This window comes from Sphingobium sp. HDIP04, assembly GCF_000445085.1.
GTDB classification, from domain to species: domain Bacteria; phylum Pseudomonadota; class Alphaproteobacteria; order Sphingomonadales; family Sphingomonadaceae; genus Sphingobium; species Sphingobium indicum.
Map to the genome: position 1 here is coordinate 87,106 of NZ_ATDO01000095.1, position 17,881 is coordinate 104,986.

Annotated in this window: 19 protein-coding genes; 4 read left to right on the plus strand and 15 right to left on the minus strand. The window is 64.1% G+C overall.

Annotated elements, in window-relative coordinates; all coding sequences use genetic code 11:
- Positions 1 to 75 precede the first annotated feature (75 nt).
- From L286_RS37805 to L286_RS37870, 14 genes are all read right to left on the minus strand, one after another.
- Complete coding sequence (locus L286_RS37805) at positions 76 to 420, minus strand: hypothetical protein (RefSeq protein WP_020819545.1); 345 nt, start codon at positions 418 to 420, stop codon at positions 76 to 78.
- On the minus strand, positions 417 to 1,679 hold the full coding sequence (locus L286_RS37810; protein WP_235181790.1) for an aromatic ring-hydroxylating oxygenase subunit alpha: 1,263 nt from the start codon (positions 1,677 to 1,679) through the stop codon (positions 417 to 419). Before L286_RS37810 ends, L286_RS37805 begins: the two co-directional genes overlap by 4 nt.
- A gap of 46 nt (positions 1,680 to 1,725) precedes the next feature.
- Positions 1,726 to 2,220, minus strand: coding sequence for a MaoC family dehydratase (locus L286_RS37815; protein ID WP_020819543.1), 495 nt, complete (start codon positions 2,218 to 2,220; stop codon positions 1,726 to 1,728).
- A gap of 13 nt (positions 2,221 to 2,233) precedes the next feature.
- On the minus strand, positions 2,234 to 3,232 hold the full coding sequence (locus L286_RS37820) for an NADPH:quinone oxidoreductase family protein (protein ID WP_020819542.1): 999 nt from the start codon (positions 3,230 to 3,232) through the stop codon (positions 2,234 to 2,236).
- Positions 3,216 to 3,683 (minus strand): DUF6285 domain-containing protein, encoded by a 468-nt coding sequence (locus L286_RS37825; protein WP_020819541.1) that lies wholly within the window; start codon positions 3,681 to 3,683, stop codon positions 3,216 to 3,218. Before L286_RS37825 ends, L286_RS37820 begins: the two co-directional genes overlap by 17 nt.
- Positions 3,673 to 4,665, minus strand: a complete 993-nt coding sequence (locus tag L286_RS37830; protein WP_020819540.1) for a phosphotransferase family protein — start codon at positions 4,663 to 4,665, stop codon at positions 3,673 to 3,675. The genes L286_RS37825 and L286_RS37830 overlap by 11 nt, the downstream gene beginning before the upstream one ends.
- Positions 4,662 to 5,510, minus strand: coding sequence for an SDR family NAD(P)-dependent oxidoreductase (locus L286_RS37835; RefSeq protein ID WP_020819539.1), 849 nt, complete (start codon positions 5,508 to 5,510; stop codon positions 4,662 to 4,664). The genes L286_RS37830 and L286_RS37835 overlap by 4 nt, the downstream gene beginning before the upstream one ends.
- 97 nt (positions 5,511 to 5,607) lie before the next feature.
- Positions 5,608 to 7,950: a TonB-dependent receptor gene (locus L286_RS37840; protein ID WP_025160643.1), complete on the minus strand. Its 2,343-nt coding sequence runs from the start codon at positions 7,948 to 7,950 to the stop codon at positions 5,608 to 5,610.
- A 178-nt stretch (positions 7,951 to 8,128) separates the two neighbouring features.
- The gene (locus L286_RS37845; RefSeq protein WP_020819537.1) at positions 8,129 to 9,019 is read right to left on the minus strand and encodes an enoyl-CoA hydratase/isomerase family protein; all 891 of its coding nucleotides are present in this window, start codon (positions 9,017 to 9,019) and stop codon (positions 8,129 to 8,131) included.
- Between the two features lie 182 nt (positions 9,020 to 9,201).
- Positions 9,202 to 10,401, minus strand: coding sequence for a cytochrome P450 (locus L286_RS37850; RefSeq protein ID WP_020819536.1), 1,200 nt, complete (start codon positions 10,399 to 10,401; stop codon positions 9,202 to 9,204).
- 85 nt (positions 10,402 to 10,486) lie between these two features.
- On the minus strand, positions 10,487 to 11,242 hold the full coding sequence (locus tag L286_RS37855; RefSeq protein ID WP_020819535.1) for an SDR family NAD(P)-dependent oxidoreductase: 756 nt from the start codon (positions 11,240 to 11,242) through the stop codon (positions 10,487 to 10,489).
- A 129-nt stretch (positions 11,243 to 11,371) separates the two neighbouring features.
- Positions 11,372 to 11,794, minus strand: a complete 423-nt coding sequence (locus L286_RS37860) for a nuclear transport factor 2 family protein (RefSeq protein WP_013053990.1) — start codon at positions 11,792 to 11,794, stop codon at positions 11,372 to 11,374.
- A complete protein-coding gene (locus L286_RS37865) occupies positions 11,791 to 13,425 on the minus strand; it encodes an FAD-dependent monooxygenase (protein WP_020819534.1) in 1,635 nt (544 codons plus the stop codon). Before L286_RS37865 ends, L286_RS37860 begins: the two co-directional genes overlap by 4 nt.
- 393 nt (positions 13,426 to 13,818) lie before the next feature.
- Positions 13,819 to 14,493 (minus strand): TetR/AcrR family transcriptional regulator, encoded by a 675-nt coding sequence (locus tag L286_RS37870; protein WP_020819533.1) that lies wholly within the window; start codon positions 14,491 to 14,493, stop codon positions 13,819 to 13,821.
- 214 nt (positions 14,494 to 14,707) lie between these two features.
- On the opposite strand from L286_RS37870, the gene L286_RS37875 reads away from it, so the two are divergent.
- Both L286_RS37875 and L286_RS37880 read left to right on the plus strand, forming a co-directional pair.
- The gene (locus L286_RS37875; protein ID WP_020819532.1) at positions 14,708 to 15,226 is read left to right on the plus strand and encodes a VOC family protein; all 519 of its coding nucleotides are present in this window, start codon (positions 14,708 to 14,710) and stop codon (positions 15,224 to 15,226) included.
- 145 nt (positions 15,227 to 15,371) lie between these two features.
- Entirely contained in the window at positions 15,372 to 16,226 is an 855-nt protein-coding gene (locus L286_RS37880; RefSeq protein ID WP_020819531.1) for a fumarylacetoacetate hydrolase family protein, read from the plus strand.
- Positions 16,227 to 16,362: 136 nt separating this feature from the next.
- On the opposite strand, the gene L286_RS37885 is transcribed toward L286_RS37880, so the two are convergent.
- Complete coding sequence (locus L286_RS37885; protein WP_021223595.1) at positions 16,363 to 16,821, minus strand: Lrp/AsnC family transcriptional regulator; 459 nt, start codon at positions 16,819 to 16,821, stop codon at positions 16,363 to 16,365.
- A gap of 114 nt (positions 16,822 to 16,935) precedes the next feature.
- On the opposite strand from L286_RS37885, the gene L286_RS37890 reads away from it, so the two are divergent.
- Positions 16,936 to 17,154: a DUF6356 family protein gene (locus L286_RS37890; protein WP_013053997.1), complete on the plus strand. Its 219-nt coding sequence runs from the start codon at positions 16,936 to 16,938 to the stop codon at positions 17,152 to 17,154.
- Between the two features lie 55 nt (positions 17,155 to 17,209).
- Positions 17,210 to 17,881 (plus strand): YeiH family protein (locus L286_RS37895; protein ID WP_021223596.1); only part of this gene is annotated, 672 nt, incomplete at its 3' end.

Below are 17,881 nucleotides of genomic sequence, written 5' to 3' on the forward strand. Positions count from 1 at the left end.
ATTGATCAGCGCAGGGCTGCTTTCTTCCGGTGCGCAGGCCGCTGCTTCGCCGAATATTCACAAATCTCGCCGCGATCAGGGGGGAGATGGCCCCTTTACGATGCGCACTGCCGGGTTGTAGGTGGAATTGGGCGGCGCCAATTGGCCGTGGAATTCCACCGACAACGCGCAATGGGCCACCGCCATGAGAAGCTGGTAAAGCCGCTTCTCATCGGCCGAAAGTGCGTCCAGCGGCAATGGGTCCAGATGATCGAGGATCGCGGGCGCCCTGGGCGCCACGGCGTCGTAGAAGGCCTGCACCTGCGCCATGCCGGCGGCGAAGCGGTGTTCGTTGCGCGCCTGGAAATCCTCCAGCGCCCATTGCTCGACAAAGGGTTCGAGATCCTCAAAGCCCCTGGGCAGCGCGGATGGTCCGGTCATTGCCCCCTCCCCAGCGCCTCGGCGACGGTGGCCGACCCGATCCACTTTTCCACCTGCTGCACCGAATGGCGGATCGACACTTCGCTCTCCGACAGGTTCATGCCGCGCGTGGCGCCCGACTCCACGCCCCGCTGGGTCCGCTCGACATTGCCCAGATCCTCATAGATGATGTCCACGAGCCAGGCGATCGTGTGCTCCATGGCAAATCGCTCTCCCACCGTCGCCGGCCTGGGGAAGTAGAAGGTCGCCCGGTGCAGGGTCTCCGTCGCGCTCAACGGCCAATATTCGTGGACGAACGGGCCGCTGATCCGGGCGGCGATATTGACGTTGGGAAAGATCGTCGCGATGTCCATCGACCAGTCGGGTTGCTTTGTCGGGTTGACGGCCGGATGATTCAGATATGCCATTGCGGCATCCATCACCTGCTGCGGCACCTTTTCCGGATCGTTGACCAGCTTCGCGATCGCATGGCCGGGCTTGAATTCCGCGGCTGCGTTGCCGAACATCGAAACGAAGCGATGAGGCCCGAAGAAGCGCGCATCCAGCAGGCGCCCATATTTATTCTCGTCGTTGGAGAACAAAGTCTTGAGCGTCGTCGAATGGATCGAGGGGATGTGATAGGCCTCGACGAAGGCGTCCGCGACAATCTTCCAATTGCAGTTGAGCCGCGTCTCCACCACGATGGGATGGTCGAGATTATTATATTCGACCCCTTCGTAAAAGGACTTCCAGTCGCCCAGGAATTCGTCGAGCGAAACCTCCGGAGTTTCGGCCAGGTTGACGAACATCCAGCCGTCCCAGATCTCCAGCGCGACCGGCGTGAGGCCGCAGCCCGCCTTGTCGAGCCCCAGGAACATCTCCTGGTCCGGCACGCCGCGCAACCTGCCGTCGGTCGAATAGGACCAGCCATGGTAACGGCAGACCAGAACCGGCGCATTGCCGTTCGGACGGCTCTCCACCAGGTTCGCGCGATGCGGACATACATTGTGGAAAGCGCGCAGGACATCGTCCTTGCCGCGAATGATGATGATGGAGGCCTTGCAGATCGCAAATTCCTTCACGACGAAGTCCGCCTTGTTCGGAACCTCCTCCACGCGTCCGGCGAAAAGCCAGGCCCGCCGGAAGATCCGCTCCCGCTCCAGCTCGAACGCCTCCGGGGATCGGTATGTCTCCAGCGACACCATGCCGTTGTCCATGCCGCCGCGAGCAGCGAAGGAGGAAGCGGAACCGGGCCGGTCGACCATTTCATGCACACTCATGTTCACCTCCTGCGGATCGGGCGCGCCGGGCGCGGACCATGCCCGATCATGCGCCCTCGGCCTTCGCCGTCGTGTCCAGCCGGCCCGTGCCGGGAAACAGCAGTCCCATCCCCTCGGCCACGCATGCGGGCCGGTCCTCTCCTTCGATTTCGATCGTCATCTCGCTGGTCATCAGCAGGCCGCCCGCCTTCGGCTCCGTGCTCAACAGCTTCTGGCGAACGCGCACATTCCCGCCCGCCCTGACGGGATTGGTGAAACGCACCTTGTTGAGGCCATAGTTCAGCGCATGGTTGATGCCGGTGATCTCCAGCACGTCGGCCAGCATCACGGGCAACAGCGCCAGGGTCAGGAATCCGTGCGCGATGGTTCCGCCATTCTCCCGCGTCGCCCGCTCGACATCGACATGCACCCACTGGCGGTCCCCCGTCGCCTCCGCGAACAGGTCGATCGACCGCTGCGTCACCTCAAACCAGCGCGACACGCCGATCTCCTGGCCCTGGAAACTTTCCAGCTCGCTATAATCTATGGTCCTTGCCACCATATTCTCCTGTCTTTCAGCCGACGGTCACGACGATCTTTCCCTGCGCCTGCCTGCCTGCCAGAAGGTCCAGCGCCCTTGCCGCTTCGTCCAGCCCGAACCGCGCCGAAATGTGGGGACGGATGCGCCCGGCCTCGTATATTTCGAACAGTTCGGCATTGTTCCGGCGATTTTCGTCCGGCTCCTTCTCGGTGAAGAGGCCGTAGAAAACCCCCGCGATATCGCAGCCCTTCAGCAACGCCAGGTTGAGCGGCATCTTCGCTATGCCGGCGGGAAAACCGACGACCAGGAAGCGCCCCTTCCAGGCGATCGTGCGCAGCGCGGGTTCGGAATAATTGCCGCCGACGATGTCCAGGATGACGTCATATCCTTCCGCGCCCACCGGCGCCCTGAACTGCTCCGCCAGGTCGCGCATCTCCGGCACGCCGGGAACGTCGCCCGGATAGAGGATGCAGGTTCCGGCGCCGCGCGCGCGGGCGACGTTCAGCTTTTCCTCGCTGGACGCGGCGGCGAACACCCGCGCGCCCATGGCCGTCGCCAGTTCCACCGCCGCCAGTCCGACGCCCCCGGCGGCGCCCAGCACCAGCACGCTCTCGCCAGGCGCCAGGCGCGCCCGCTGCTTGAGCGCATGATAGGAGGTTCCATAGGTCGCGATGAAGGCCGCCGCCTCGTCGAAGGGCATGGAGTCGGGGATCGGGACCAGCTTGCCCGCCGAAGTCGCGACGCGTTCGGCCATGCCGCCCCAGCCGACAAGGCCGATGACCCGCTGCCCGATCAGCGCGGGATCGACCCCCTCGCCCACCTCGCTGACGATGCCTGCGGCCTCGCCCCCCGGCGAGAAGGGCCGGGAAGGCTTGAACTGATATTGATCGTTGATGATCAGCACGTCCGGGAAATTCACGCCGCACGCCTTGACGTCGATGACCACCTCGCCCGCGGCGGGCCGCGGATCGGGGACGTCTTCCAGCAGGAGCGTGTCGGGGCCGCCGGCCTCCCGGCTAATGACTGCTTTCATGCTTCGTCTTTCTGGCATTCGTCGCGCCGCCCTTTTCATCGGCCGCGCGGAGGTGACTGTCGGTGAAGCGCGTGGGCCTGACCATCTTGCGCGCCCGCAGGTTGGCGGAATAATGGGGCTGGTCGACCGCCAGTTTCTCCATCGTCGTCAGCCACAGATGCTCCCCCACAAGCGGGTCGTCGGCGGTCAGCGCGCCCGACCTCAGCCGGGCGCACAGCAAGGCGTTGAGGGTGCGGCAGTCGCCATCCTCCCCCAACAGGACCGAAAGCCGCTGGCGCTCAGCTTCGTCGAAACCCGGTGCGAGATCGATTTCACGCCGCGCCAGGTCCACGGCATTGGCCGTCACGAGAGCATGGAAGCGCGTTTCGTCCTGACCCAACCGCCCGAGGTCGTCGCGAAGGAAGCGCGCCACCGCGTCGAGCAGTTCGCTGGCGCCCGGTTCATCCTGCATGGGCCGTCTCCGCCATGATGAGGCCGAGAATGTCTATCTCGGCTTCCGATGCGCGGCGCGCGATCATCGTGCGCTCGACGCTTGCGTCCTCGCCGGACCGGATCCATCCGACCATGCCGGCGCACATCAGCCCCCAGCGCAAACTGCCCAGCACCTCCCAGAACTTCACGCGCTGCCGGTCGATGGCGACGCCGGCGGCGGCTTCATAGGCCAGGTAGAAATCCTCCCTCTCGGCAAAGCCGCCGACCGGAAGGTCGATATTGCCGAAGCGCCAGCTATTGACGCTGATCCACGCAATATCCTCATGCGGGTCGCCCAGATGGGCGAGTTCCCAATCTAGAATGCCGCGCAGGCCCTGAGGGTCGACCAGCAGGTTGCCAAGGCGGAAGTCGCCGTGGACGAGCCGGGGAGCCACCGGGTCCGGCACATGTTCGCGAAGCCAGCGGAACGCCGCCTCGAACACCGGCCGGGGCTGGTCCAACGAGCAGTGACTTTCCCACAGCAGCGCGATCTCCGACGCCGGGGTGCTGGACCGCACGCCCACGCCCCCGGCCTCGATCCGATGGATCGCCGCCAGCGCGCTCGCGCTCTCTCCAGCCAGGCGCGCCCGCGCGCCTGCAAATTGCTCATCCCGCAGGATGCGGCGCGCCAGCGTCTCGCCCTTGAGCCGCTCCATGAAGAATCCCCGGCCCAGCCCGTCCGACGGTTGCAGCACGTAACGGACCGCGGGCACCGGCGCGCCGGCATCATCGGCCAGTTGGATGAGCGCGGCTTCCTGTTCGGGCGTCGTGGTCGCGCCCTCCCGCAAGGCGCCGCCCGGCGCGCGGCGAAGGATGAACTCCTCCGTCGCGCCTTCGGCGACCACGTCCAGCGCCCATGTTTCGTAACTCGCTCCGGCCGTCAACCGCCGCAAAGTGCCGATCCGGCCGTTCCAGCGCCGCTCGACGACGGCATGCAATGCATTCTCGAACGCGTCGCTCACTGCGGGACCGCCTTTTCGCCGCCGCCCGCCGCCGCCGCCATCTTCTCGTCATAGGCCCGTCCCGCAGGAGCGGTGGAGAGATGCGCGAGCGTGCCCGCGTCCACCGGCAGGAGATGGCCGGTGATGTGACGCGCGGCGTCGGACGCCAGGAAGGCCACCGCTTCGGCGATGTCCGTCGGCGTGACCAGCAGGTCCATCGCCGCGCCGTTGCGGTTGGCATCGAGCAGTTCCTGCGGAAACAGCTCCAGAACGCCCGGCGTCGCGACCAGCGACGGCGCCACGGCGTTGCACCGGATTCCCTGGCGGCCGAAGGCGACGGCGACATAGCGGGTAAGCTGGATCAAGGCGGCCTTGGACGTGCCGTATGCGCAAAGATTGGCATAAGCCGCCACGCCATAGGTGGAGGAGGTGTTCACTATGGCGCCTCCCCCGGCGCGGATCATCTCCGGAATGGCGTGCTTGCAGCCGAGCATGACGCTGCGCACGTTGATCGCCATGATGCGATCCCAAAGGCTCGCATCGATCGTCAGCACATTCTGGTCCTGGATATTGACCTCCAGATCGACCAGCGCGGCATTGTTGTGGAGGATGTGGAGGCCGCCGAACGTCGCCACCGCATGCGCCACCATGGCGATGATGTCGCCTTCCTTCTCGACGTCGCAGTGGAAGGGTTCGGCGACGCCGCCGGCGCTGCGGATTTCCTCGGCGACGGCGCGCGCCGCATCCTCCCGAATGTCGGCCACCACCAGTCGCGCGCCCCGCTGGGCCAGCAACTGCGCGGTCGCCCGGCCGATTCCCGAACCGCCGCCCGTGACGATCGCTGTCTTTCCGGCAAAATCCGACATGCTCTTCCTCTTCATTTCCTGGCCGACCGACCGTCGACAACCGTTTTCGGTTCAGTGGCCGGGCGGGACGGCGCCCGATGCGCCGCCCCGCGCGGGATCAATATTTAAAGCCGAACGTGATGCCATAGGTGGCAGGCATGCCGGCATATTGGTGACGGTTGTCGAGATCCTGGAACACCGTCGTGATATAATATTTGTTGGTCACGTTGCGTCCGAACAGTTCGACCCTCCAACGGTCGTCCGCGGCCGAAATACCGGCGCGCAGGTCGAGCAGCGCATATTTGGGTATGTCGAAGTTCCTGTCCCGCGAATTCCCCTGCAGGACGAGCGAAGCGTTGTCGCGGCTGTGATAGGTCACGGCCGCGCCGAGCATGGCCTTGAAGCTGTCGCTCAGCGGCCATTCATACTGCACGTCCAGATTTCCCGTGAATTTCGGGGTGTAGGACAGCGGCGAGCCTCTGAAATTACCCGACTGGCCGGCCTGGTCATAGACCGCCGCGCCGTTGCTCGTCGTGAAGTCGCCATTGATCTTGCTGTTCAGATAAGTGCCGGACGCGGTCAGCGTCAGCCCCTCCGCCGGCGCGAAATTCAGGTCGGCGTCGATGCCCCAGATGCGCGACTTGGGCACGCTCACCAGCGTCTCCACTAGGCCGAAGATGGGGTCGAGGATGCGGGCGCGCAACTGCTTGTTCTTATAGTCATAGTAGAAGCCGGACACGTTCAGGAACGCCGCCCGATCGAACAGCGGCGCCTTGATGCCGATTTCGTAGGAATCCAGCCGCTCCTGCTTCACCGGCAGGAATTGCTGGGCGGAGGAGGCGGTGATGTTCGATATAATGGCGCCCTTGTAGCCCCGGCTGACGCTGCCGAAGATCATCGTGCCGCCGTCGAACTTGTAATTGAGCGCGCCGCGGTAGGAGAAGTTGTCTTCCCTCAGTCTCAGATCGAATTCGCCCGCGGAGAAATTGTCATACGGGTTCAACTGATAGCATTTCGTGATCGGATCCTGCACGACCCCCGGCGCCAGGATGCTCTGGAGGCCGGTGAAGAAGATGTTGAGCGGCGCGCCCGGCGTTCTGTCATAGGCGCAGGCCTGCGCATCGCGTTCCGACCATGTGTAGCGGCCGCCCGCCTGGAAGGTCAGTTGCGGCGTGATCTTATATTCCGCATTGGCGAAGATGGCGTAATTGTCGACCTGTTGATTGACGTAGGACGTCGGCCGGGTGAACGGCGTCGCCGCCAGCAGGCCGCCGACGCGATTGGTCGACAATTTGTCGACGAAGTTGAAGTTGTTGTCCTTGGTATTGCTGTGCTGATAATTGACGCCAACCAGGCCGATCAGCGCATCGGTGGTCAACTGCAACCGCAATTCCTGTCCAAAATCCTTCAGGCGACCGAATGTCTGAAATTCCAGGCCAACGGGCGCGGCGCCGTCAATATCCAGATAGCGCGAGGATTTGAGGTCGGAATAGGAGGAGATCGACGTCAGCGTGACGGTGTCCGTCGCCTCGAAATCCACGCGGCCGGAAAGCTGGTAGAATTTCTCGTTCTTGCGGTTCGACGCCAGCGGATTCCAGTCGGCCGACCGCGCATTGTCCTCCGCCAGCGGCGCGGCGAGCATTTCCGGATAGGCAAAGGCGGGATCGGAAGGCGTGATCGCCTTGAGCTGCGAAGCCTGCGTGTCGGACCTGTCGCGGAAGCCGTTGAGGTTGATCGCGACCTTCAGCCGATCGGTGGGCGTCCAGTCCAGCAGCAGCCTGCCCATGATCTGGCGCGCATTGCCGAGTTCGTCGTCGCGGGTCAGGCTGCGCTGCCACGCGCCGCCGGACGCCCCCTGCACCGCGACGCGCGCGCGCAGCGTGTCCGTGATCGGCCCGCTGACAAATGCCTTCAGCGTCGCCTTGTCGAACCGCTCATATGTCGCAGAACCGCCGGCCTGGAAATCTTCCGTGGGCTTGGCCGCGACATAGTTGATCGCGCCGCCGGTATTGTTGGTGCCGAACAGCGTGCCCTGCGGCCCCTTGAGCACCTCGACCCGTTCCAGGTCGAGCGCCGCGCCCTGCGTCATGAGCGAGAAGGGCAGCGAAACCTGGTCGACATAGACGCTCACGGTCGGCGCGGAACCCAGGCCGGAGTCATACAGACCGATGCCGCGCAGCACATAGACCGGCTGGCCGAAAGGCGCCGGCACCGCGACGAACCCGGACACGACCTTGCCCAGGTCGGCCGTATCCGTGATGCCGCGCTGCGCCAGTTGCTCGCCGGAAGCCACCGCGACGGTGATAGGCACGTCGTTGAGCGACTGCGCGCGCTTCTGCGCGGTGACGATGATCTCGCCGATGCCGACGTCGGACTGCGGAGCAGCGGCGTCCTGCGCATGGGCAGCCTGAACGAGCGACATAAGTCCGACCCCGGCCAGCAATAAACGATTATTTCTCATCTTCCCCTCCTCCAAATAGAGTTATTATCTGTCCTGAACGCCAAATTGCCGTCGCGCTGCATTTCGGACGGCCTTGCAAACCATGAAACCCGCCCGATCACCGCTCCCGCCCCGGCAAGTCCGGACGGATGACGATGCATCGGCACGCCGCGCCGACGAAGGCGCGGAAACGCACATCCTATTCGACCGGCGCGGCGCCGGCCGTTACCCCTTCCAGTTGAGGAAACGCCCTTCCCGTTGCCAGGGGAGGTTCGTCGACCCGCTTGAGATAGTTCCAGGCCCGCCCCTTCTGCAGGGCGTCCATCGCCTTGACGAAGTCCCGGGTCTCCATGACTTCGGCATGACTTTCATAATCCCGCCCCTCGCCGACCTCCACGGCCTCGCGCCAGACCCTCCTCAATTCCGCCTTGACCCGCGCAACCGCGTGCGGAGAGCAATATTGGAGACGCTTGCACACCGCCGCCGCCCTTGCCCGCATGTCCTCGACCGACCCGAACGACCGGGTGACAAGGCCGGCGCGCTCAGCCTCGCGGCCGTCGATCTCCTCCCCCAGGAGGATGAATTCCTGCGCACGGCGCCATTGCATCATGCGCGCGCCATGCTGCAATCCGCCCCAGCCGGGATAAAAGCCGAGCTGCACTTCCGGCAGGCAGAACAACGCCGCGTCGGTGCAATACAGCATGTCGACCCGAGTCATCATCTCCAGGCCGCCGCCCCTGGCTCCCGCCGCGGCCAGGCCAATCACCGGCACGGGCAGCGAAGAAATCAGTTCGCCAAGACTTTGTCCGCGTCGCACAATCTCCCTGGCGTCTTCGCGATCCATGTCGTGATAATCCGGCTTCAACTCGAAGACCATCACCGCGGCTTCGTGAAAACCATCGCCTCCCGCATCGATCACCACCGCCCGCAGGTCTTCACGGTCGCCGGCATGCAACAGAACGTCCTCCATCGCGTCCAGCACTGCGCAGGTCATTCCATATCCCGTGTCGGGATTGTTCTTCGTCAGAGTGAGAACGCCGTCGGCATAGTCGATCAAGACGGCCGCCCGCCTTTCCGGTCCGCGATTCATCCCATCAACTCCTGTACGATCGCAGCGGTTCTGATGCCGCCTTTGTTCTGTTATATACTAACCATGTGAACAGTAAAGTTCATTTTATCGCGCAATACAAGCGGAAATTTGCGTGCCCGGCAAAGGCGGCCGACAAGCCGCGAAAGATGCCCGAAGCCGCCTGTCCGGCAGCAGCGGCGGGATCAGCCAGGGTGCAGCCGCAGCGGCAACTTGCCGGGCATGCGAACCTGGTTATGGGCCTCATATTGGGGCGTTCCGGTCAGTTCCAGGCGCGCGACCTTGCGCACCAGCGCGGATATGATCGCCTCCGTCTCCGCCTTGGCCAGGATCTGGCCGACGCAATTGTGCGGACCCGTGCCGAAACCCAGTCCGGCGTGCGCGCCCCGCCGGGAGACGTCGAATTCGTCGGGCCGGTCAAAATGGCGCGGGTCGCGATTGACCGCGCCCATCCATACCCCGATCTTGGTCTGGGGCGCCAGATCGAACGCCCCCAGTTTCACGGGCCGGGTGGTCATCCGGTAATAGACGCGGAAGGGCGGATCGAATCGGATCGCTTCGTTGATCGCCGCCGGGACAAGGGTCGGATCGGAACGAAGCCTTGCCCATTCCGCCGGGTGCAGCGCCAGCAATCGCAGGGCATTGGCGATGCCCGCAATCGTGGAATCGAAGCCGCCTCCCACGAAGACGATGGCCATGTTGCCGCCGATCCCTTCGGGAAGCAGCCCCTCCTCCTCGGCCTGGTAGGCCAGGTCGACGAGTCCGCCCGGCGCTGCGTTGCGGCGCGTTATGGCTTCGTTGAACCAGGGCAGATGGGGTTCCGCCGCGGCCATGGCCCTTTGGCTCACCTCATTCACCGGCCCCATCAGGTTGAGCATCATGTTGCTCGTCGCGATCGCCGGTTCGGCGGGCAGGTCGATCCCGGCGACGCTCGAAAACACGTCCAGGATGAACGCCTGGGCAATGTCCCGCGTGCCGTCCACCGATCCTTTCTCAAGCAGGTCGTCCACCAATATCCGCGCCCGTTCCGCCAGCAATTCCTGGAAACCGCGCACGCGGGAAGGCGACAGGATCTTCTGCACGACCTTCCGAAGCTGGCTATGCTGCGGCGGGTCGCATTCCTGCAGGGCATTGGTCGGCCGGAGCAGACCCGGCTTGGTAATGTCGAGCAGGCCTATGCCGTGACTGGAGGTGAAGCTGTCGAAATCCTTGGACAGTTGGACAGCTTCGTCCATGCCCCCGACGGCATAGGCCTCGTTCGCGGGCAGATAGGCGACGCCGGCATTCCGCACCGCCGCCAGAAACGGCGCCGGATCGAGAATGACGTCCTCCGCATAGGGGTCGAATTCCAATATGGGCGGTGCGGATATGATCATGTCATCCATTCATGCCTCCATTGATCGGATTCCGGCGCCCTTCGCGGGCCGGCCGGTATCGGCGAGATTCCATCCTCTGCCGCGACGGCAGCGTTCAAACGGCGGTGAGGCCGCCGTCGATGGTGAATGCCGCCCCGGTGACGAAACTCGCCTCGTCGGAAAGCAGCCAGCGAACCGCATTCCCTATTTCGCCCGGCTGCCCAAAACGCTTCAACGGGTGCTGGTTCATGGCCCATTCCCGATATTCGCCGTCCCCCATCGCGCCTTCCAGCATGGGGGTCAGCGTCGCGCCCGGCAGCACGGCATTGATCCTGATGCCCTTGCCGCCATATTCGACGGCCGCCCCGCGCGTGAGCCCCAGGCCGCCCGCCTTCGACGCGCAATATTCGACGCCATTTTCGAAGGCCGCCACCGCCGCCGAGGACAGGACGTTGACGATGGAGCCTCCCCCCGCCTCCAGCATCGCGGCGATTTCATATTTGTTGCACAGGAACAGGCCCCGCGCATTGACCGCCTGACAGCGGTCCCAGTCTTCCAGCGCCAATTCATGGGTCGGAACGCCCTTCCACGGCACGCCCGCGACATTGGCGGCGCCATGGAGGAGACCGAACGACCGGACCGCGGCGTCCACCATGGCGCGCACGTCGGCCTCGCTCGCCACGTCCGCGACAATGCCTTGCGCGACGCCGCCACCGGCCAGGATTTCGTCGGCGACAGCCTGGGCGGCGGCATGATTGACGTCGGCGACGGTGACCTTGGCTCCCGCACCGGCGAGGAGAAGGGCCGTAGCCCTGCCTATTCCACTTCCGCCGCCGGTAACCAGCACCGACTTGTCGGCCAATCCTGCCATATCATCCTCCTGCCTTAATGGACCATCGCGGCTGCGTTCGACGCCTTTGCCGGTGGCTTTTTCTATTTTCTTGGCCGCTGTCCCGCCGGTGCCGGACCGGCGTTGCCGGCGAACGGCCCGGAAAGCGCCCTAATGTCCGCCGATGAGCACCGGCACGCCCCGCCGGTGAGCGATCCGCCATCCGCCGGGCGTGCGCACGAACCGATCGTGGAATTCGCCGACCCCTGCAGCATGCTCGAAGCGCGGCAGACCGCCATCCTCATGGTTCACATGATAGAGGGTGAAGCCCGTGATCGATTCCGCCGCATCCGCTTCCAGCTTCGTGAAGTGCGGCAGCGAACAAAGATGGCGCGTGATCAGGGAAACCGGGCGATCCGCCCACAAGGCTGCGATTTCGGCATGTCCCCGTGCGGTTATGTCGGCCCGCTCGAAGCATCCGTCCGCCGCGAAAAGCGCGACTGCCTTGTCGAATTCACGATGATCGACATGATGGGCGAACGCCGAGATCAATGCGGTGCATGCGCGATAGGCTTCGTCATTGCCGGACATCATGCCGCCTTCTCCCGACGATCCGCTTCGCCGGCCCGTCCCGTGACGGTGGCAAGGATGGAAGCCCAGTCGTCGGGCGCCGCGACGCCGCGCCAGGCGACATGCTGGTCCGGCCGGACCAGCAGGAGGGGACGCTCCAGAAGGTCCAGCACCGGCTCGCGATCCAGCCTGACGACGGTGACCGGCACTCCCGCGGCGGCGGCGGCGGCCTCGAAACCGCCGATATTGGCCTGCCCTGTCGCGATCAAGGTGAATTCCGGACCCAGCAGGTCGAACAACGGCCGGCCGTCGGCCAGATGAAGGCTGGGCAGGCGGCTGCCCGGAAATGTCGTCGGCGCGGCACGCATCGGGTCCAGCGCGAGTTCCGGTCCGTCCGAACAGATCACCGGCGAACGATAGCGATAGCCATGCTCTATGCCCCAGCTCTCATTTTCCGCATTGCCGAGTTCGGCGATGCGGCGGCCAAGTTCCAAACGCCGCTCGCTAGCTTCCGCGCCCTCCAGATCGCCTTCGGCCTGAGCCTCCAGGAAGAGATTGATGATGGCGAGCCGCACCTCAAGATGCCGCTGGGCCGCTTCGCGATTTCGCCGGGCAATGGCGAGCCGTTCGACTTCATAACTTTCCAGAAGGGCCTCTCCCCCCCAGCCCTTGACTGCCGCCGCCAGCTTCCAGCCCAGGTCCACCGCATCGCCGATGCCGGTATTCATTCCATAGCCGCCGGTCGGGATCACCTGATGCGCCGCGTCCCCGGCCAGGAATATGCGCCCGTTCCGCAGGCGGTTCGCCACCACCATGTGCGGCGTCCACGGATTGGCGACCAGAATCTCGTAGTCGAAGGAGCGCCCCATGAAGTTGCGCAGCAATTCATCCGGATCGGAATCGGGCGGCGCCAGGGTCTGGAGCGTCCATATGTCATGCCCGTTCTGCGCGATCAGCGTGCCATGGGCGGTCTGCAAATGATAGGCGATGCCGAACTTGGCCAAAGCCTGATGATCCGTCGACCGGAAATGGACCATATAGGCTTCGCCTATGGCGTGCATCCCCTCCAGATCTATCCCGGCATCGCGGCGCACGCGGCTGCCGCCGCCGTCGCAACCCGCCAGGTAGAGCGCGCGGATCGAAGCGGTTTCACCCGTGCCGCCGTTCCGGATCGTTGCCGTCACGCCCTCGGCATCCTGTTCGAACGCTTCATAAGCCCAGCCGAATCGCACGTCGACGAGCGGGTTCGCATCGACCAGCTTCTTCAGCACCGGCTCAAGGACGATCTGGGACACGCGCATCGCCGGTTCCAGCGTATCGGTCCCGTCGTTCCTGACGCGCGCGGCTTCCCGCGCGGCATCGGGCGCGGCATAGGCGAAACGGTGGAGAATGCTTCCCGAACCGCTGGTCGCCCACACGACGTCGAGCGGTTCGCTGGCGGGCACGCCGGCGGCGCGCAGCTTGTCCGCGACGCCCAGGCGCCTGAACAATTCCATGCTCCGCCCATTCGTAAGGTCCATCTTCGGGTGGGTCGTCGTCGTCGGATTGCGCTCCAGAAGTACCGAGCGCACGCCATGATGGGCGAGTTCCAGAGCGAGCGACATACCGACAGGTCCGCCGCCGGCGATCAAGACCTCCGTTTGAATCCCAGGCATTCAACTCTCCTCCAGACGGCGGATCGGCGCTGGTCAACGTCATCGAGTCCAAGTCCGCCCCGGCCCGGCCATTGCTGAGGCCATCATGACAGTCAGCGAACTTTCGACCATGACCCGCCATTCCGGCCGCCACAGCTTTACGCCCTTGGCGCCGGAATTCCCCGACGCAGGCTTTCCTCATTCCGGCGGCGCTGAGAGGCGGGAACCCCGCCAGGTTCAGCCAACGCCGCCTCCTGCCAGCGAGTAACGCAATACTGTCCAGTTAGTCAATAGCGCCAACGCAGAAATGAGGTCGCGGCGCGAAGGCGCGGCGCGAGCGGTTTTTCGCGGATTCCGACCATGCAGGCCATCGCCGGCCGCGTCGCCGCGCCTGCCCTGAGCGATATTCCGGATTCAGTCGACGAATATCAGCGCGTTGATCAGGTCGATCGTCTGTTCGATCTCGATCTTGCTGAACGGATTGCGCTTCGTGAGATATTGATATTCGGCCGACACTGAAAACGGGACCGCGGCCATGCCGATGATCGAGAATCGCAGGCGCTCCGGATCGGCGCGACGGACCGCCCCCTCCCTCTGCGCTTCGCTGATCAGGTCGCGCATGAATTCGAACTGTTCGCCTATCAGGTTTTCGCACATCCAGGTCAGCCGCTTGGAGGGCTGGTGCGCCTCGATCGTCATCAGGCGGTGCAGTTCGGGATATTGCGCGGACATGGTGACGATCTTGCGGATCGCGCGCTTCAGGCGATCCCTGGCGGAGGCTCCGCCGGAAGCGACGACCTCGTCCACGCGGGATATGGCGAACCGCTCGGCCAGGTTGACAACCACCGCCTTCCACAGGTCGTCCTTGGTCTGGAAATGATAGATGAGGAGCGAGTGCGACACCTGCGCGTCCGCCGCGATGGACCGGGTGGAGGCGCCCTCGAACCCGACCGTCGCAAAGGCGTGCAGCGCGGCCGTTATCACCCGCTCGCGAACCTCCTGCGGCCGCCTTTGCCGCGTCCTGGCTGTCGGGGCCGATTCTTCTTGCTGCTTCGCGGGGGACTTGGCCCCGATGGTCTTCGACGTCATCGGTCCTGCATAAAGCGCTTGACGCCGGCAGGCAATCGATCAGTGACTCAAAGAAGCCCGTGGATATTCGGGAAAAACATATTGATCAATAGGACAGTAACTGCTACCTGCAATGCGATTAATTAAAAAATTTGCGAAGACAGGATGCGGAAGGGAGTTCGATCATATGGTTTCGGCAACAGAAAGTTCCGGACGCCGGGTCCGGCCACATTATATGGCCCATTTCGTGATCCGCACCTCCAGATATGACGAGTCGCTGGCCTGGTATCAGCGGTTTTTCGACACGGAGACGGTCTACGCCCAGGACGGCCTGACCTTCCTGACGTTCGACGACGAACATCACCGGATCGCCATCGGACGCATTCCGGACCTGGAAGATCATCGGGAGAATATCGCGGGCGTCGATCATATCGCCTTTTCGATGCAAAACCTGGAAGACCTGGTGACTGCCTACGAACGGAACAAGGCGGCCGGGATCGTCCCCTTCTGGTGCATCAACCATGGTCCGACGACGTCGATCTACTACAAGGATCCCGACGGCGTGAAGATCGAACTGCAAGTGGACAATGCAACTTTTCCGGGCGGGGCGAGGGCATTCTTCAGCAGCGACGAGTTCGCGCGCAATTCCTATGGCATCGAATTCGATCCCGACGACTTCGTCGCGCGATTCAGGGCGGGGGAAAGCACCGCCGCGCTGCTGGCCCGGCCGGACACCCTATCCGCAGGCGAATGATCGGGCAGGGGAACCGCACGATCCCCGCAAGCCGGCGGCTTCGTCGGTTCGGGTTGTCGATCGGGCGGTCGTCCTGCTAATCGACAGGTAGAGATGCGACCGGACGGCCCGACCGTCCAGGTCGCCCCGTGATCAGGAGTTGCGCATGAAATTGGCTCGCTATTCGGTGAATGGCACCGTTGAGGTCGGTTTGGTCGAGGAGGATCGCGTCGTCCGGCTCACCGGCCGGCTCCCGCAGGTGGGGCAGGACATGCTGGCGCTGATTTCCGCCTGGGACGGTCTGCGCGATGCAGCCGAAAAGCTGCGCGGCGAAAAGGACTTCAGCCTGGCCGAGGTCGAGTTGCTGGCGCCAATCCCCCGGCCGGGCAAGATCTGGGGCATCGGCCTCAACTATGCGGACCATGCCGAGGAATCCGGCCTGCCGATCCCGGAACATCAGATGTGGTTCGTGAAGGCCTCCACGGCGGTTGCCGGACCATATCAGCCGATCGAGCGGCCGGCCGTTTCGCAGGCGCTGGATTATGAGGCTGAACTCGTCGCCGTCATCGGCCGGGGCGGCCGCCATTTGTCGGGCGCGCGCGCCGCCGAGGCGATCTTCGGCTATTGCGTCGGCAATGACGTCAGCGTCCGCGACTGGCAAGTGCGCAGCGGGCAATATTCGATCGGCAAATCCTTCGACACCCATGCCCCGTTCGGCCCGTGGATCGTCACCGCCGATGAAGTCGACGCATCCGCCCTGCCGATCCGCAGCCTGGTGAATGGCGAGGTCCGCCAACAATCCAACACGCGCCACCTCATCTTCGATCCCGTCGCCCAGGTCGAGCATCTGAGTCAGGCGATGACGCTCGAAACCGGAGACATACTCTTCACTGGGACGCCCGGAGGCGTAGGCGCGGCGATGAGTCCCCCGAAATTCCTCGCGCCCGGCGACCGCGTCCGGGTGGAAATCGACGGCATCGGCTTCATCGAAAACGAAGTCATGGACGAGCCGGGCCGCTAACCCCATCCCTATGCGATGGGGCGCGGCCCGCCGCCCACCATCGCAGGGGACGCCCCATGCCTGCCTTCATCCGAACGGGGGATGCCGTAGCCGCCATTCTCACCTCCTGGGCGCCGCATCGATATGAATCGGCGCCTCAGATCGGGAGCTGCGTCGTGCATTTGATCTGTTCCATCGCGAAGGAAGCGCTGACGTCGTAGATTGTGGCGCGCTTGATGAGCGATTTGTAGATGCGGTCATAGTCCGCGATGTCCTTGCACACGATCTTGAGCATATAGTCGAGTTCTCCGCTCATGCGGTAGAATTCGATGACTTCCGGAATATTCGATACCGTGCGAGCGAAATCGGCCAGCCAGCCCTCATGATGCTGATTGGTTTTCACCGCAACGAAGACCGTGACCGCAAGGTCCAGCCGCTCGCGATCCAGGATTGCGACGCGCCTCTGGATATAGCCTTCCGCTTCCAGACGCCTGATCCTTTTCCAGCACGGGCTTGAGGAAAGCCCGACCTCCTCGGCGACTTCGGCAAGGCCGCGCGACGAATCCTGCTGGAGGGATCGCAATATCTTCCGGTCAATCGAGTCCAGCAAATTCATTTTCCCATTGAGCATATCTGAAGAAATTTATCCTCCCTGATTAGACTGGCCAGGAAATCTTTGAAAGAACATTTCGCATCCGATCGCGTACATCCTCGGCCAAGGAGGACATTCATGATCAAGCGGCTTTTCATCGCGCATCCGGCCTCGGTCGGCGAAACCTACGGTCAGCATTTCGCGCATGCGCTCTCCTTCTCGGCGGCGATGTTCGTCGGGGCGATGGCCTGCCTTGTCCATGCGCTCATCCCCTCCATGTTCAAGAAAACCGGCAGCGGCATCATCACGCGTCTGCATGACCGCATGGTCGTCAACCGCGCCCGCGCATCCCGCTGATCGCCGCATGCATAACCCGGTCTTGTGCCAGCGCCTTCACTTCGGACCGCGCCCATTGGCGGTCTCCGGCGTGGTCATCTGCGCGGCGATCGCATGGCTTTCGATGCTGGCCGGCAACGCGACCGGCATCCCGCCCGTGCTGCTCGCGCTCATCGTGGGGGCCGCGCTAGCCCACCGCTTCGACGTCGACCCGCTGGGCGAAGGCGTCAATTTCACCGTCAGGACGATATTGCGAACGGGCATAGCCCTCATCGGTGTCCGGCTGTCGGTCGCGCAGATCGCCGAACTGGGCATCTCGACGGTGCTCGTCGCCGCCGGCGGCGTGCTCCTCATGCTCAGCGCCGGCACGGTCATCGCCATGGCCTTCGGACTGCCGCGCGGACGATCGATCCTCTCGGCGGGCGCGGTCGGGATTTGCGGCGCATCGGCGGCGCTCGCCATTTCGACCGTGCTCCCGCCCCATCCGGCGCAGGAACGGCAGACGGTCACAACCGTGGCGCTGGTGACGGCGCTCAGCACGGCGGCAATGCTCATCTATCCGCTGATCGGTCGCATGCTGGGGCTTGGCCAGCTTGAAACGGGAATCTTTTTCGGCGCCTCGATCCATGACGTGACCCAGGTCGCCGGCGCGGGCGCGATGGTCTCGCCGGCGACCACCACGGCGGCGGTCGCGACCAAGCTGGTGCGCGTTTCGTGCCTGGCGCCGGTCGTCGCGGCCATCCTGTTC